Annotated in this window: 13 protein-coding genes and 1 riboswitch; of the genes, 4 read left to right on the top strand and 9 right to left on the bottom strand. The window is 54.2% G+C overall.

Annotated features, from left to right (window positions below; translation table 11 throughout):
• Nucleotides 1-7: 7 nt before the first annotated feature.
• Entirely contained in the window at nt 8-1,708 is a 1,701-nt protein-coding gene (gene araB, locus BGK49_RS12555; RefSeq protein WP_000951763.1) for a ribulokinase, read from the bottom strand.
• Nucleotides 1,709-2,045: 337 nt separating this feature from the next.
• On the opposite strand from araB, the gene araC reads away from it, so the two are divergent.
• Both araC and BGK49_RS12545 read left to right on the top strand, forming a co-directional pair.
• A complete protein-coding gene (gene araC / locus BGK49_RS12550) occupies nt 2,046-2,924 on the top strand; it encodes an arabinose operon transcriptional regulator AraC (RefSeq protein WP_005039286.1) in 879 nt (292 codons plus the stop codon).
• 85 nt (nt 2,925-3,009) lie between these two features.
• Nucleotides 3,010-3,774 (top strand): DedA family protein, encoded by a 765-nt coding sequence (locus tag BGK49_RS12545; protein WP_001148403.1) that lies wholly within the window; start codon nt 3,010-3,012, stop codon nt 3,772-3,774.
• 112 nt (nt 3,775-3,886) lie between these two features.
• Here the strand turns inward: BGK49_RS12545 and thiQ are convergent, their stop codons facing one another.
• The 4 genes from thiQ to sgrR all read right to left on the bottom strand — a co-directional run bounded on the left by thiQ (nt 3,887) and on the right by sgrR (nt 8,957).
• Nucleotides 3,887-4,585: a thiamine ABC transporter ATP-binding protein ThiQ gene (thiQ, locus tag BGK49_RS12540; protein ID WP_000916323.1), complete on the bottom strand. Its 699-nt coding sequence runs from the start codon at nt 4,583-4,585 to the stop codon at nt 3,887-3,889.
• Nucleotides 4,569-6,179: a thiamine/thiamine pyrophosphate ABC transporter permease ThiP gene (gene thiP, locus BGK49_RS12535; RefSeq protein ID WP_069375749.1), complete on the bottom strand. Its 1,611-nt coding sequence runs from the start codon at nt 6,177-6,179 to the stop codon at nt 4,569-4,571. Before thiP ends, thiQ begins: the two co-directional genes overlap by 17 nt.
• Complete coding sequence (gene thiB, locus BGK49_RS12530; RefSeq protein ID WP_005031838.1) at nt 6,155-7,138, bottom strand: thiamine ABC transporter substrate binding subunit; 984 nt, start codon at nt 7,136-7,138, stop codon at nt 6,155-6,157. The genes thiP and thiB overlap by 25 nt, the downstream gene beginning before the upstream one ends.
• Nucleotides 7,139-7,168: 30 nt before the next feature.
• Nucleotides 7,169-7,268: riboswitch (TPP riboswitch) on the bottom strand.
• Between the two features lie 33 nt (nt 7,269-7,301).
• Entirely contained in the window at nt 7,302-8,957 is a 1,656-nt protein-coding gene (sgrR, locus tag BGK49_RS12525) for a DNA-binding transcriptional regulator SgrR (RefSeq protein ID WP_005039252.1), read from the bottom strand.
• Between the two features lie 88 nt (nt 8,958-9,045).
• On the opposite strand from sgrR, the gene sgrT reads away from it, so the two are divergent.
• Together sgrT and BGK49_RS12515 are read left to right on the top strand one after the other, a co-directional pair.
• Complete coding sequence (sgrT, locus tag BGK49_RS12520) at nt 9,046-9,177, top strand: glucose uptake inhibitor SgrT (RefSeq protein WP_001248770.1); 132 nt, start codon at nt 9,046-9,048, stop codon at nt 9,175-9,177.
• A 101-nt stretch (nt 9,178-9,278) separates the two neighbouring features.
• A complete protein-coding gene (locus tag BGK49_RS12515; protein WP_000637830.1) occupies nt 9,279-10,361 on the top strand; it encodes an MFS transporter in 1,083 nt (360 codons plus the stop codon).
• Between the two features lie 48 nt (nt 10,362-10,409).
• Here the strand turns inward: BGK49_RS12515 and leuD are convergent, their stop codons facing one another.
• Genes leuD through leuA form a run of 4 tightly spaced genes read right to left on the bottom strand, consistent with a single transcriptional unit; the run spans nt 10,410 to nt 15,091 of the window.
• Entirely contained in the window at nt 10,410-11,015 is a 606-nt protein-coding gene (gene leuD / locus BGK49_RS12510) for a 3-isopropylmalate dehydratase small subunit (RefSeq protein WP_000818228.1), read from the bottom strand.
• A gap of 10 nt (nt 11,016-11,025) precedes the next feature.
• Entirely contained in the window at nt 11,026-12,426 is a 1,401-nt protein-coding gene (gene leuC, locus BGK49_RS12505) for a 3-isopropylmalate dehydratase large subunit (RefSeq protein WP_001140664.1), read from the bottom strand.
• A gap of 2 nt (nt 12,427-12,428) precedes the next feature.
• Nucleotides 12,429-13,520 carry a 3-isopropylmalate dehydrogenase gene (leuB, locus tag BGK49_RS12500; RefSeq protein WP_000042364.1) on the bottom strand — a complete coding sequence of 364 codons (1,092 nt, stop codon included), beginning with the start codon at nt 13,518-13,520 and terminating at the stop codon, nt 12,429-12,431.
• On the bottom strand, nt 13,520-15,091 hold the full coding sequence (gene leuA / locus BGK49_RS12495; protein WP_000082849.1) for a 2-isopropylmalate synthase: 1,572 nt from the start codon (nt 15,089-15,091) through the stop codon (nt 13,520-13,522). Before leuA ends, leuB begins: the two co-directional genes overlap by 1 nt.
• Nucleotides 15,092-15,116: the final 25 nt, after the last annotated feature.

The following is a 15,116-nucleotide window of genomic DNA, read 5'->3' as shown; positions in this document are numbered from 1 at the left end:
CGTGTCCTTATAGAGTCGGAACGGCCTGGGCAGCCTGTGCCGGGGCGGAAGTTGGAAGATAGTGTTGTTCGGCGCTCATCGCCCATTGCTGATAGCGGCGATAAAGCTGTTCAAAGCGTTGTGCCTGTTCGCTGCGCGGTTGCAGGGTTTTCTCTACCGCACTGGCCATTTTTTGCTGGGCTGATGGGATGTCTGCGTGCACTTTCGCGGCGACGGCAGCAAAAATCGCCGCACCGAGCGCACAGCACTGGTCAGAGGCAACAATTTGCAGCGGGCGATTCAGCACGTCGCAGCAGGCCTGCATAATGACCTGGTTTTTCCGCGCGATGCCGCCCAGCGCCATCACGTTATTGACGGCGATCCCCTGATCGGTAAAGCACTCCATGATTGCGCGTGCGCCAAAGGCGGTGGCAGCAATCAAACCGCCAAACAGCAGCGGAGCGTCGGTAGCGAGGTTAAGATCGGTAATCACCCCTTTCAGGCGTTGGTTAGCGTTCGGTGTGCGGCGGCCGTTAAACCAGTCGAGCACCACCGGCAGGTGATCCAGAGACGGATTTTTGGCCCATGCTTCGGTCAGCGCCGGAAGCAGTTGTTTCTGGCTGGCGTTGATTTGCGCTTTCAGTTCCGGATGCTGGGCGGCAAGCTGTTCCAGCGGCCAGCCGAGTACGCGACCAAACCAGGCGTAGATATCACCAAACGCCGATTGGCCTGCTTCCAGACCGATAAATCCAGGTACCACGCTGCCATCAACCTGACCGCAAATACCTTTAACTGCCCGCTCGCCAACGCTCTGTTTGTCGGCAATCAGAATGTCGCAGGTGGAAGTACCGATAACTTTTACCAGTGCGTTAGGCTGTGCGCCTGCGCCAACTGCGCCCATATGGCAGTCAAACGCGCCGCCGGAAATCACCACGCTTTCAGGCAGGCCGAGACGCTGCGCCCATTCCGGGCATAAGGTGCCCACCGGAATATCGGCAGTCCAGGTGTCAGTGAACAGCGGGGAAGGCAAATGGCGATTGAGGATCGGGTCCAGCTCATCAAAGAAACTGGCTGGCGGCAAGCCGCCCCAGCTTTCGTGCCACAGAGATTTATGCCCGGCGCTGCAACGTCCGCGACGAATATCCTGCGGGCGGGTGGTACCGGAAAGCAGAGCTGGCACCCAGTCGCACAGCTCAATCCACGATGCGGCAGATTGCGCCACGGCGCTGTCCTGGCGAGTCACATGCAGGATTTTTGCCCAGAACCATTCGCTGGAATAAATACCACCAATGTAGCGGGAGTAGTCAACGTTGCCCGGCGCGTGGCACAAACGGGTAATCTCTTCCGCTTCTTCAACCGCAGTGTGGTCTTTCCACAATACGAACATCGCGTTTGGGTTTTCGGCAAACTCCGGGCGCAGCGCCAGCACGTTACCGTCGGCATCAATCGGTGCGGGCGTCGAGCCGGTACTGTCAACGCCAATCCCGACCACAGCTGCGCGCTGTTCGAGGCTAAGCTCTGCAAGCACGGTTTTCAGTGCCGCTTCCATTGACTCAATGTAGTCACGCGGATGATGACGGAACTGGTTATTCGGGGCATCACAAAATTGCCCTTTTTGCCAACGGGGATACCACTCTACGCTGGTGGCGATCTCTTCACCGCTGGCGCAGTCCACCGCCAAAGCTCGCACAGAATCACTGCCAAAATCGAGGCCAATTGCAATCGCCATCGTTTCACTCCATCCAAAAAACGGGTATGGAGAAACAGTAGAGAGTTGCGATAAAAAGCGTCAGGTAGGATCCGCTAATCTTATGGATAAAAATGCTATGGCATAGCAAAGTGTGACGCCGTGCAAATAATCAATGTGGACTTTTCTGCCGTGATTATAGACACTTTTGTTACGCGTTTTTGTCATGGCTTTGGTCCCGCTTTGTTACAGAATGCTTTTAATAAGCGGGGTTACCGGTTGGGTTAGCGAGAAGAGCCAGTAAAAGACGCAGTGACGGCAATGTCTGATGCAATATGGACAATTGGTTTCTTCTCTGAATGGCGGGAGTATGAAAAGTATGGCTGAAGCGCAAAATGATCCCCTGCTGCCGGGATACTCGTTTAATGCCCATCTGGTGGCGGGTTTAACGCCGATTGAGGCCAACGGTTATCTCGATTTTTTTATCGACCGACCGCTGGGAATGAAAGGTTATATTCTCAATCTCACCATTCGCGGTCAGGGGGTGGTGAAAAATCAGGGACGAGAATTTGTTTGCCGACCGGGTGATATTTTGCTGTTCCCGCCAGGAGAGATTCATCACTACGGTCGTCATCCGGAGGCTCGCGAATGGTATCACCAGTGGGTTTACTTTCGTCCGCGCGCCTACTGGCATGAATGGCTTAACTGGCCGTCAATATTTGTCAATACGGGTTTCTTTCGCCCGGATGAAGCGCACCAGCCGCATTTCAGCGACCTGTTTGGGCAAATCATTAACGCCGGGCAAGGGGAAGGGCGCTATTCGGAGCTGCTGGCGATAAATCTGCTTGAGCAATTGTTACTGCGGCGCATGGAAGCGATTAACGAGTCGCTCCATCCACCGATGGATAATCGGGTACGCGAGGCTTGTCAGTACATCAGCGATCACCTGGCAGACAGCAATTTTGATATCGCCAGCGTCGCACAGCATGTTTGCTTGTCGCCGTCGCGTCTGTCACATCTTTTCCGCCAGCAGTTAGGGATTAGCGTCTTAAGCTGGCGCGAGGACCAACGTATCAGCCAGGCGAAGCTGCTTTTGAGCACCACCCGGATGCCTATCGCCACCGTCGGTCGCAATGTTGGTTTTGACGATCAACTCTATTTCTCGCGGGTATTTAAAAAATGCACCGGGGCCAGCCCGAGCGAGTTCCGTGCCGGTTGTGAAGAAAAAGTGAATGATGTAGCCGTCAAGTTGTCATAATTGGTAACGAATCAGACAATTGACGGCTTGACGGAGTAGCATAGGGTTTGCAGAATCCCTGCTTCGTCCATTTGACAGGCACATTATGCAAGCATTGCTGGAACACTTTATTACCCAATCTACCGTGTATTCATTGATGGCGGTGGTGTTGGTGGCCTTTCTGGAGTCGCTGGCGCTGGTCGGTTTGATTCTACCCGGTACGGTGCTGATGGCGGGGCTGGGAGCGCTGATTGGCAGCGGCGAGTTAAGTTTCTGGCACGCCTGGCTGGCAGGGATTGTCGGTTGTCTGCTGGGCGACTGGATCTCCTTCTGGCTGGGCTGGCGTTTTAAAAAGCCGTTGCATCGCTGGTCATTTCTGAAGAAAAACAAAGCATTACTCGATAAAACTGAACATGCGTTGCATCAACACAGCATGTTCACCATTCTGGTCGGTCGCTTTGTTGGCCCGACGCGTCCGCTGGTGCCAATGGTGGCGGGAATGCTGGATCTGCCGGTGGCAAAATTCATTACGCCGAATATTATCGGCTGCCTGCTGTGGCCACCGTTTTACTTCCTGCCTGGGATTCTGGCGGGCGCGGCGATCGATATTCCAGCCGGAATGCAGAGCGGCGAGTTTAAATGGTTGCTGCTGGCGACGGCGGTATTTTTGTGGGTTGGTGGCTGGCTGTGCTGGCGGTTATGGCGCAGCGGTAAAGCAACCGATCGTTTAAGTCATTATTTGTCGCGCGGCCGTTTGTTGTGGCTGACGCCGTTGATTTCTGCCATCGGCGTGGTGGCGCTGGTGGTGTTAATTCGCCACCCGTTGATGCCGGTGTATATCGATATTTTGCGTAAAGTGGTTGGGGTTTAGGGGATTGTCTTGTGCGGGTTGCTGATGCGACGCTGACCGCGTCTTATCAGGCCTACAAAACGCACTGTCCGTAGGTCGGATAAGGTGTTCACGCCGCATCTGACAGTGCATACTAACCCGTAATCCCCAATATTGCCGAAGCACTCGCCTTACCGCTCAACAATTCTTCAGTCTTACCCTGCCAGGCGATGCGCCCGTCGGCGACCACCACCGAGCGTGTGGCGATCCGCGCCGCATCTTCCACACTGTGCGACACCATCAATAGCGTCATTTTTTGCTGCTGGCAGCTCGTGCTCACCAGCGTCAGCATCTCCTGACGTAACGCCGGATCGAGCGCAGAGAACGGTTCATCGAGCAATAAAATCGGCTGTTCGCGCACCAGACAACGCGCTAACGCCACGCGCTGTCGCTGGCCGCCGGAAAGCTCGCCCGGTAACCGCGCCATTAAATTATCAATCCCCATCTGACGGGCGATAGCGTGCATTTTCTCCTGCTGTGCCGCGTTCAGCTTCAATCCTGGATTAAGCCCCAGCCCGATGTTCTGCGCGACCGTCAGGTGGCTGAACAGGTTGTTCTCCTGAAACAGCATCGACACCGGACGGCGTGACGGCGGCGTCGTGGTGTGATCAACGCCATCGATAGTCAGCGAACCGCTGGCTGGCGTCAGAAAACCGGCAATCAAATTCAGCAGGGTACTTTTACCTGCGCCGCTTGGCCCGAGGATCGCCACCTGCTCGCCGCGTTCCACCGTTAAGCTAAAACGCATCGGCAAATGTTGGTAAAGCCAGGTGATATCAGTCAGTTTTAACATTTCGCCCCGGTAGTTTTTCAATCACGGTAAACAGCAGAAAACAGAGTAGCAGCAGAATTAACGCGGTGACCGCGCCGTCCTGGCTGCGATAGGAGCCAATTTGCTGGTAGAGATAAAACGGCAGGGTACGGAAATCATCGTTACCGAACAACGCCACCACGCCAAAATCACCAATCGACAGCACGCAGGCAAAGGCCAGCGCCTGCGCCAGTGGACGTTTCAGGGCGCGCAGCTCCACCACTTTTAAGCGCGACCAGCCTTCAATGCCCAGCGACTGACACAACATACTGTAGCGGGCGGTGATATCGCGCATCGGGTTTTCCAGTACTTTCAGCGCATAAGGGATCGCCATTAACGCATTGGTGAAAATCACAATGCCGTCAGCAGATTGTTGCAGGCCGATAGTGTTGTTGAGCAGTAAAAAGAAGCCGGTAGCCAGCACAATCCCCGGCATGGCGAGAATCAACATGCCGCTCATCTCCAGCGCCTGACCCGCCAGCATTTTCTGCCGCGCCCGAAGTTCGCGACTGCTCCATAGCAGCATCATGGTCAGCACTACGCACAATACACCTGCCGCCAGCGCAATACGCAACGAGGTCCACAGCGCCTGCCACAGCACCGGTTGTGCCAGCACTTCCGGCAACTGGCGATTTACCCCATCGACGATCACCGCCAGCAACGGTGGCAACAACAGCAGCAGCGCCAGCACTATTAACACCGTGTCGCAAATGCGGCTATGCAGACGATCGTCCGGGTCGCGCCAGCCTTGCAGCAGCGTGGTGCCTGGCGCAATGGCCTTACTCAATCGCTGACTCAACAGTACCAGCCCAAGGCAACACACCATCTGGATCAGCGCCAGCATCGCCGCGCGGGCAGGATCGTAGTCGTAACTCAGCGCCTGATAAATAGCCAGCTCGATAGTGGTCGCCTGCGGACCGCCGCCCAGTGATAGCACGGTGGCGAAGCTGGCGAAACAGAGCATAAAGATAAGTGCAGCAATCGGCGGGATTTGTCGCCGTAACCACGGCCATTCGACGAAGCGGAAAAAATGCCAGCCGCGCATCCCAAGCTGGGCGGCAAGCTGACGTTGTTCGTCGGGAATGTTTTCCAGTGCCTGGAGTAATAAGCGGCTCGCCATCGGCAGATTAAAAAATACGTGCGCCAGCAAAATACCTTGCAGGCCGTAGGGCGAAAAGGTCCACTCCAGACCGAGCGATTGGCAGAGCGATGCCAGCCAGCCCTGGCGACCATAGACGCTAAGAATGCCGAAAACAGCAACCAGCACCGGGAGGATCAAGGTCATTGCGCACAGACGCAACAGCGCCAGCCGACCCGGAAAGCGCCTGCGATAGAGGGCGCGGGCGAGGAATATCGCGGGTACGACAGAGAGTAGCGCCGAGAGAAACGCCTGCCAGAAGGAGAAGCGCACCACATGCCACAGGTAGCTGTCCTGCCAGACTGCCACCCAGTTACCCTGCGGCGCGTTCCACCACAGGGCGAGAAACGCCGCGAGCGCAACCGCTACCACCAGCGTGGCGGCGCTTACACCTGGAATTAACCAGCCGGGAATTAACGGCTGACGGCGCGTTGCCATCCGCTAATCCATGCCTGACGTTGTGCCGCCACTTCAGCTGGTGTGAACTCCAGCGTGGTGGCCGGTTTGGTCAATTGTTCAAACCCGGCAGGCAGCGTGACATTTGCCACCGGATACATCCAGTTACCGGTTGGGATCGCATTCTGAAAAGCCGGAGAAACCATAAACTGGAGGAATTTTTGCGCCAGCTCCGGCTGCTTGCTGGCAGCGGTGCGGGCGGCGACTTCCACCTGCAGATAGTGACCTTCGCTAAAGTTCGCGGCGGCGTAGTTATCTTTTTTCTCTTCGAGAATGTGATAAGCCGGAGAGGTGGTGTAACTCAGTACCAGATCGCTTTCACCTTTTAAAAACAGGCCGTAGGCTTCGCTCCAGCCTTTGGTGACCGTGACGGTTTTCTTCGCCAGTTTTTGCCAGGCTTGTGGGGCGTCATCGCCATAGACTTTTTGCATCCACAACAGCAGGCCCAGCCCCGGCGTACTGGTGCGCGGATCCTGATAAATCACCCGCCAGTTTTGATCGCTCTCAACCAATTCTTTCAGGCTTTGCGGCGGGTTTTTCAGTTTGTTCTTGTCATAGACGAAGGCGAAATAGCCGTAATCAAACTGGACGAAAGTGTCATTATTCCAGCCGCCGGGAACGTTAACGGCATCCGCTGCCACACCGCTTTTGGCAAATAGTCCGGTTTTACTGGCGGCGTCTAACAGATTGTTATCCAGCCCCAGCACCACATCGGCTTTACTATTTTTGCCTTCCATCCGTAGACGGTTGAGAAGCGAAACGCCATCTTCCAGCGCCACCAGTTTCAGTTCGCAGTTACAGTCGGCTTCAAAAGCTTTTTTGATCTTTGGACCAGGCCCCCAGTCGGCGGCGAAGGAATCGTAGGTATAAACAGTCAGAACGGGTTTAGCGAAAACGGGCGCTGTGCACAGCAACAGCAGGGGAAGACATTTTTTTAACACTTTGCACCTCAAAAAAGAGTGGCAAAGGACTTGAGAAGGAGCCTCAAATCCCTTCGCCGGCGTTATCCGGATCAGGTTCGACGGGTATTTTCTCAGCGCACGCGTTTGCGTGGCACCCCGTTGAGAACGGCGTTAGTGTAGTGATTTTGTTATCTACCAGCAATCATGGATCCGGCGGCGCAAACCACGCTGATTTAAAATCGAACCAGCCGAGGGTATTCATACGCAGGCCGCGCATACTGCGTTGTCCCTGAATGATCAGCCAGTGGTGGATAAGCGGCACCATTGCTTTACTGGCGACCAGTTGCTGGCACCAGTTCGCCAGGTTCATTTCGCCATTGCGCCAGCGGGCGGCGTCGGCTTGCCAGTCGATCGGAATACAGTGTTGGAGCAGCGGCACCTCGCACAAGTGCGCGAACAGCGAAAAATCCAGCGGCAGCGTAAAGTTGGCGCTATTAAGCCAGATATCGCTCTCGATCTCTCCTTCATGCCACTGATCGTAGCTGATCTCTTTGATTTCCAGCGTGACCTGGTGACTTGCCAGAATCTGCTGCATGATCCCGGCAATCACCCGATGCTCACTGTGATCCTGATAAAAGGTCAGGGTGAGGCTTTCCAGGCCAGCCGGTTTTTCGCTCTTTATGGTGCGGGCATGGTGCCAACGGGGGAGCAGTCCATAAGCCGGGAACCACAGTTGCTGGTACTGTTCCTCAGCGAAATAGACCAGATTAGTTGGAGAAAGCACATAGCTTACCCAGTCCCTGACTTGCTGATTCGCTCCGCGATGGGTGCGGCTGTCGAATAGTAAATAGTAGCAACCTTCCTCCAGGCGGCTTTCAATCTCTTTTTCCTCACCCTGTGGACCTTTTAGCATCAGACCTCCAGCTGGCTCGTCGGCAATTTCCGGCAGAACCCAGACGTTAACTTCATCGATTAATGCCCGGTAACCGAAGAAGTCATCGAATGCCTGAATTTTCAGTTGATTGGTGGTGTTGCGGATCACCGCATACGGACCGGTGCCGATGGGATGGCTGGCAAAGTTACTGAGGGTTTCCCATTCGCGCGGCAGGATCATCGCCGGAACTTGCCCCAGCAGTAACGGTAACCAGCGGTCCGGTTGCGTGAGATGGATATCCAGCGTCCAGGGCGTCGGCGACACAATGTCCGCAATATGCGAATAGAGCGGCAGCGTATTGATTCGTTTTAAAGAGGCGATCACGTCGTCCATTTCCAGTTCACGACCATGATGAAAATGGACTCCTGGACGCAAAAAGAAACGCCAGTGAAGCGGTGATATTTGCTGCCAGTGGTGGGCGATGTCTGCTTCCAGTTCCCCATTTTCCTCATTTATGCGCGTTAGCGAACTGAAGATTTGCCGGGCAATATGGGTTTCGGAACGGCGCAATGCGCTGCCAGGTAGCAGATTACGCAACGGACGATAGTAGAGCACGCGCAGGATGTGCCGCCCCTGGCGGAAGCTGCGGCCCAGATGAGAAACCAGCATTTGCCGCACAGTCGCTTTGTCGCCAACCAACTGCACTAGTTGGTCGATACGATCCTGCTCCAGCAGGTCTTCCGCCCGCTGTTGCTGAAGCGCCAGCCCGGTATAGAGGAATGTCAGACGCGAGCGTTTACCGCGCCCGACTTCCGCTTCCCACGTCAGCCAGCCGCGATCCTGCATGGTGTTGAGCAGGGTACGCATATGACGACGCGAGCAGCTCAATAACGCTGCCAGTTCGTTGAGCGTTGTGTCCTGCGATTTACCCTCGCAGCATTGCCACAGGCGGATGAACTGTTGTTGCAGACGAGCAGATGACATAAAAGGGGAACTCCTGCGCAAAAGACAGCAACTTTATTTTCCCTATATTAAGTCAATAATTCCTAACGATGAAGCAAGGAGGTGCCCCATGCGTCAGTTTTATCAGCACTATTTTACCGCGACAGCGAAGTTGTGCTGGTTGCGTTGGTTAAGCGTCCCACAACGATTAACCATGCTTGAAGGACTGATGCAGTGGGATGACCGCAATTCTGAAAGTTGACTTGCCTGCATCATGTGTGACTGAGTATTGGTGTAAAATCACCCGCCAGCAGATTATACCTGCTGGTTTTTTTTATTCTCGCCGCGCTAAAAAGGGAACGTATGATCTGGATAATGACGATGGCTCGCCGTATGAACGGTGTTTACGCGGCATTTATGCTGGTCGCTTTTATGATAGGGGGGGCCGGGGCGCTACAGGCTCCTACATTGAGCTTATTTCTGAGTCGTGAGGTTGGCGCGCAACCTTTCTGGATCGGACTCTTTTATACGGTGAATACTATTGCTGGGATCGGCGTAAGCCTCTGGTTGGCAAAACGTTCAGACAGTCAGGGCGATCGGCGAAAACTGATTATATTTTGCTGTTTGATGGCTATCGGCAATGCGCCATTGTTTGCATTTAATCGTCATTATCTGACGCTTATCACCTGTGGTGTGCTTCTGGCATCTCTGGCCAATACGGCAATGCCACAGTTATTTGCTCTGGCGCGGGAATATGCGGATAACTCGGCGCGAGAAGTGGTGATGTTTTCGATTGCCGCCGGGATATTCACACTCAGTCTGGTATTGATTGCATTTATGCTTCCGTCTGTGGCGCGGGTAGAACTGCCGTCGGAAAATGCTTTATCAATGCAAGGTGGCTGGCAGGATAGTAACGTACGGATGTTATTTGTCGCCTCGACGTTAATGTGGACCTGCAACACCATGTACATTATTGATATGCCGTTGTGGATCAGTAGCGAGTTAGGATTGCCAGACAAACTGGCGGGTTTCCTGATGGGGACGGCAGCTGGACTGGAAATACCAGCAATGATTCTGGCTGGCTACTATGTCAAACGTTATGGTAAGCGGCGAATGATGGTCATAGCAGTGGCGGCAGGAGTACTGTTTTACACCGGATTGATTTTCTTTCATAGCCGTATGGCGTTGATGACGCTGCAACTTTTTAACGCTGTATTTATCGGCATTGTTGCGGGTATTGGGATGCTATGGTTTCAGGATTTAATGCCTGGAAGAGCGGGGGCAGCTACCACCTTATTTACTAACAGTATTTCTACCGGGGTAATTCTGGCTGGCGTTATTCAGGGAGCAATTGCACAAAGTTGGGGGCACTTTGCTGTCTACTGGGTAATTGCGGTTATTTCTGTTGTCGCATTATTTTTAACCGCAAAGGTTAAAGACGTTTGATGACGTGGACGATAGCGGAAAGCCCGGTCATTTGACCGGGCAAGGGGATTAATTCATAAACGCAGGTTGTTTTGCTTCATAAGCGGCAATGGCGTCGTCGTGCTGCAAGGTAAGCCCAATACTGTCCAGACCGTTCATCATGCAGTGGCGGCGGAAGGCATCGATGGTAAAGCGATAGGTTTTCTCTCCCGCTTTCACCTCTTGCGCTTCCAGATCCACGTCGAAATGGATCCCCGGATTGGCTTTCACCAGCGCAAACAGTTCGTCCACTTCTGCATCGCTTAATTTCACCGGCAGCAGCTGGTTGTTAAAGCTATTGCCGTAGAAGATGTCAGCAAAACTCGGCGCAATCACCACTTTAAAACCGTAGTCGGTCAATGCCCAGGGCGCGTGCTCACGCGAGGAGCCACAGCCGAAGTTTTCTCGTGCCAGCAAAATGGAAGCGCCCTGATACTGCGGGAAGTTCAGCACGAAGTCCGGGTTTGGCTGTTGGCCTTTTTCATCGAGAAAACGCCAGTCGTTAAACAGATGCGCGCCAAAACCCGTACGGGTCACTTTCTGCAAAAACTGTTTCGGGATGATTGCATCGGTATCGACATTGGCGGCATCCAGCGGAACCACCAGGCCTGTGTGTTTGATAAATTTCTCTGCCATGGTCTGCTCCTTATTTAATGTTGCGAATGTCGGCGAAATGTCCGGTCACAGCAGCAGCGGCAGCCATTGCCGGGCTGACCAGATGCGTGCGCCCGCCGCGCCCCTGGCGGCCTTCAAAGTTACGGTTGCTGGTGGATGCACAACGTTCGCCCGGATTCAGACGGTCGTTGTTCATCGCCAGACACATTGAGCAGCCAGGCAAGCGCCATTCAAAACCGGCTTCAATAAAGATTTTATCCAGACCTTCCGCTTCCGCCTGGGCTTTTACCGGGCCAGAGCCGGGAACCACCAGTGCCTGCACGCCTGGCGCGACTTTTCGCCCTTTGGCGATCTCCGCTGCCGCGCGTAAATCTTCAATGCGCGAGTTGGTACAGGAACCGATAAACACTTTGTCGATAGCCACTTCGGTCAGCGGAATGCCCGGTTTCAGCCCCATATAGGCCAGCGCTTTTTCTGCCGACGCGCGTTCAACCGGATCGGCAAACGAAGCCGGATCGGGAATATTGTCGTTCACGGAAATCACCTGGCCTGGATTGGTGCCCCAGGTGACCTGCGGTGAAATTTCTTCTGCTTGCAGAGTGACAACGGTATCGAAAGTTGCGACTTCGTCGGTTTGCAGGGTTTTCCAGTAGGCAACGGCGTCGTCGAAATCTTTGCCTTTCGGCGCATGCAAACGGCCTTTGACATAGTTAAAGGTGGTTTCGTCCGGTGCAACCAGACCGGCTTTTGCGCCCATTTCGATTGCCATATTGCACAGGGTCATACGACCTTCCATGCTTAAATCACGGATTGCTTCGCCGCAAAACTCCACCACATGCCCGGTGCCGCCTGCGCTACCGGTTTTACCGATAATTGCCAGCACGATATCTTTTGCGGTAATGCCCGGCGCGGCTTTGCCCTGGACTTCAATTTTCATGGTTTTTGCGCGGCCCTGTTTCAGGGTTTGCGTTGCCAGTACGTGTTCAACTTCGGAAGTGCCGATACCAAAGGCCAGTGCGCCAAACGCGCCGTGGGTGGCGGTATGCGAGTCGCCGCAGACAATGGTCATCCCCGGCAAGGTGACGCCCTGTTCCGGCCCCATTACGTGGACGATCCCCTGATACGGGTGATTCAGGTCATACAGTTCGACGCCAAATTCTTTGCAGTTTTTAATCAGCTCCTGCATCTGGATGCGCGCCATTTCACCACAGGCATTAATGTCTTTCGTCTGGGTAGAGACGTTGTGATCCATAGTGGCGAAGGTTTTGCCCGGCTGACGTACCGGGCGACCGTGGGCGCGCAGACCATCGAACGCCTGCGGTGAGGTCACTTCATGCACCAGGTGGCGGTCGATATATAACAGCGGGGTTTCGTTTTCGGCTTCGTACACTACGTGAGCGTCGAATAATTTTTCGTATAACGTTTTAGCCATGATTACACCCCTTCTGCCACATAGCGGGCAATGATATCGCCCATTTCATCGGTACTAACGGCGGCAGCGCCACGGGCTAAATCCCCGGTGCGAATGCCTTCTTCTAATGCGCGGTTAATGGCGCGTTCAATGGCGTAAGCCGCATCATCGGCATCCAGGCTGTAGCGCAGCAGCAGTGCCAGCGACAGAATTTGCGCAATCGGGTTGGCGATGTTTTTGCCTGTGATATCTGGTGCTGAGCCGCCTGCCGGTTCATACAGACCAAAACCTTGCTCGTTCAGGCTGGCGGAAGGCAACATCCCCATCGAGCCAGTGATCATTGCGCACTCGTCAGACAGAATGTCGCCAAACAGGTTGGAGCACAGCAGGACGTCAAACTGTGATGGATCTTTAATCAGCTGCATGGTGGCGTTGTCGATGTACATATGCGCCAGTTCGACATCCGGGTATTCCGTGGCGATCTCGTTAACGATCTCCCGCCATAAAATAGAGGATTGCAGCACGTTGGCTTTGTCGATTGAGGTGACTTTGTGGCGACGCTTGCGGGCAGATTCAAACGCGATGCGGGCGATACGTTCGATCTCAAAACGGTGATACACCTCGGTATCAAACGCTTTTTCATACTGTCCGCTACCTTCGCGGCCTTTTGGCTGACCGAAATAGATGCCGCCGGTCAGTTCGCGCACGCACAGGATGTCGAAGCCGTTAGCGGCAATGTCAGCACGCAGCGGACAGAATGCTTCCAGCCCCTGATACAGTTTTGCCGGACGCAGGTTGCTGAATAATTTGAAGTGCTTACGCAAAGGCAACAGCGCGCCGCGTTCTGGTTGCTGGTCTGGTGGTAAATGTTCCCATTTCGGACCGCCTACCGAGCCAAACAGCACGGCATCGGCTTGCTCACAACCTTCAACCGTCGCAGGCGGCAGTGGTTGCCCGTGGTTATCAATGGCTGCGCCGCCTACATCGTAATGGCTGGTGGTGATGCGCATCGCAAAGCGGTTGCGCACGGCATCCAGCACTTTCAGCGCCTGGGTCATCACTTCCGGACCAATACCGTCCCCCGGCAATACGGCAATATGGTAATTCTTCGACATCACACGGTTTCCTTGTTGTTTTCGTTGTGTTGAGCTTTGCGTTGCAACTCTTTTTCGACTTCTGCGGCACGCCAGATATTGTTCAGTACGTGCACCATGGCTTTGGCGGAGGACTCGACAATATCGGTGGCCAGGCCGACGCCGTGGAAGCGGCGACCGTTGTAGTTGGCGACAACATCCACCTGACCCAGCGCATCTTTACCGTGACCTTTGGCGGTCAGGCTGTATTTCACCAGTTCGACGTTATAGTCAGTGATGCGGTTAATTGCCTGATAGACGGCATCGACCGGACCGTTACCGTTGGCGGCTTCTGCTTTGACTTCTTCGCCACAGGCCAGTTTGACGGCGGCGGTGGCGATATCGTTAGAGCCAGACTGCACGCTGAAGTAATCCAGACGGAAATGCTCCGGCTCTTCTTGCTGCTTACCGATGAAGGCCAGCGCCTCCAGATCGTAATCAAACACCTGACCTTTTTTGTCCGCCAGCTTCAGGAAAGCATCGTACAAATTGTCTAAATTATATTCACTTTCTTTATACCCCATCTCATCCATGCGATGTTTCACCGCCGCACGCCCCGAACGAGAGGTCAGATTCAGCTGGATTTGGTTCAGACCAATAGATTCTGGTGTCATGATTTCGTAGTTTTCGCGGTTTTTCAGCACGCCATCCTGGTGGATACCGGAGGAGTGAGCGAATGCGCCGCTGCCAACAATGGCTTTGTTTGCCGGGATCGGCATATTACAAATCTGGCTAACTAACTGGCTGGTGCGCCATATCTCCTGGTGATTAATGGCGGTGTGGACGTTGAGAATATCCTTACGAACTTTAATCGCCATGATGACTTCTTCCAGCGAACAGTTACCGGCACGCTCGCCGATCCCGTTCATTGCACCTTCCACCTGGCGTGCACCGGCATGTACCGCCGCCAGTGAGTTGCCGACCGCCAGGCCTAAATCGTCGTGGGTATGTACGGAAATAATGGCTTTGTCGATGTTAGGTACGCGTTCATACAGACCGCTGATGATTCCGGCGAACTCAAACGGCATGGTGTAGCCCACGGTGTCCGGAATGTTGATGGTGGTGGCACCGGCATTAATCGCCGCTTCGACCACTCGCGCCAGATCGGCAATGGGGGTACGCCCGGCATCTTCGCAAGAAAATTCAACATCATCGGTGTAATTACGGGCGCGTTTCACCATATAGATAGCGCGTTCGATCACTTCATCCAGCGTGCTGCGCAGCTTGGTGGCGATGTGCATTGGCGAAGTGGCAATAAAGGTATGAATACGGAAGGCTTCGGCGACTTTCAGGGATTCGGCCGCCACGTCGATATCTTTCTCCACGCAGCGAGCTAACGCGCATACGCGGCTGTTTTTAACCTGGCGGGCGATGGTTTGCACTGATTCAAAATCGCCCGGCGAAGAGACGGGGAAACCGACTTCCATCACGTCAACACCCATACGCTCAAGGGCCAGCGCAATTTGCAGTTTTTCTTTCACACTCAAGCTTGCCTGTAACGCCTGTTCACCGTCGCGCAATGTGGTATCGAAAATAATGACTTGCTGGCTCATGGTTTGGGTCCTTGTCTCTTTTAGA

This window comes from Shigella sp. FC1544 (assembly GCF_001722145.1).
In the GTDB taxonomy this organism is placed as follows: Bacteria; Pseudomonadota; Gammaproteobacteria; order Enterobacterales; family Enterobacteriaceae; genus Escherichia; species Escherichia coli.
The sequence above is the reverse complement of the archived record's forward strand: the minus strand, read 5'-3'. Positions and strand labels throughout refer to the sequence as shown.

Coding starts and splice junctions, on each gene's coding strand:
- araB (WP_000951763.1), bottom strand. CDS start 1,708: ATGGCGATTGCAATTGGCCTCGATTTTGGCAGTGATTCTGTGCGAGCT.
- araC (WP_005039286.1), top strand. CDS start 2,046: ATGGCTGAAGCGCAAAATGATCCCCTGCTGCCGGGATACTCGTTTAAT.
- BGK49_RS12545 (WP_001148403.1), top strand. CDS start 3,010: ATGCAAGCATTGCTGGAACACTTTATTACCCAATCTACCGTGTATTCA.
- thiQ (WP_000916323.1), bottom strand. CDS start 4,585: ATGTTAAAACTGACTGATATCACCTGGCTTTACCAACATTTGCCGATG.
- thiP (WP_069375749.1), bottom strand. CDS start 6,179: ATGGCAACGCGCCGTCAGCCGTTAATTCCCGGCTGGTTAATTCCAGGT.
- sgrR (WP_005039252.1), bottom strand. CDS start 8,957: ATGTCATCTGCTCGTCTGCAACAACAGTTCATCCGCCTGTGGCAATGC.
- sgrT (WP_001248770.1), top strand. CDS start 9,046: ATGCGTCAGTTTTATCAGCACTATTTTACCGCGACAGCGAAGTTGTGC.
- BGK49_RS12515 (WP_000637830.1), top strand. CDS start 9,279: ATGATCTGGATAATGACGATGGCTCGCCGTATGAACGGTGTTTACGCG.
- leuD (WP_000818228.1), bottom strand. CDS start 11,015: ATGGCAGAGAAATTTATCAAACACACAGGCCTGGTGGTTCCGCTGGAT.
- leuC (WP_001140664.1), bottom strand. CDS start 12,426: ATGGCTAAAACGTTATACGAAAAATTATTCGACGCTCACGTAGTGTAC.
- leuB (WP_000042364.1), bottom strand. CDS start 13,520: ATGTCGAAGAATTACCATATTGCCGTATTGCCGGGGGACGGTATTGGT.
- leuA (WP_000082849.1), bottom strand. CDS start 15,091: ATGAGCCAGCAAGTCATTATTTTCGATACCACATTGCGCGACGGTGAA.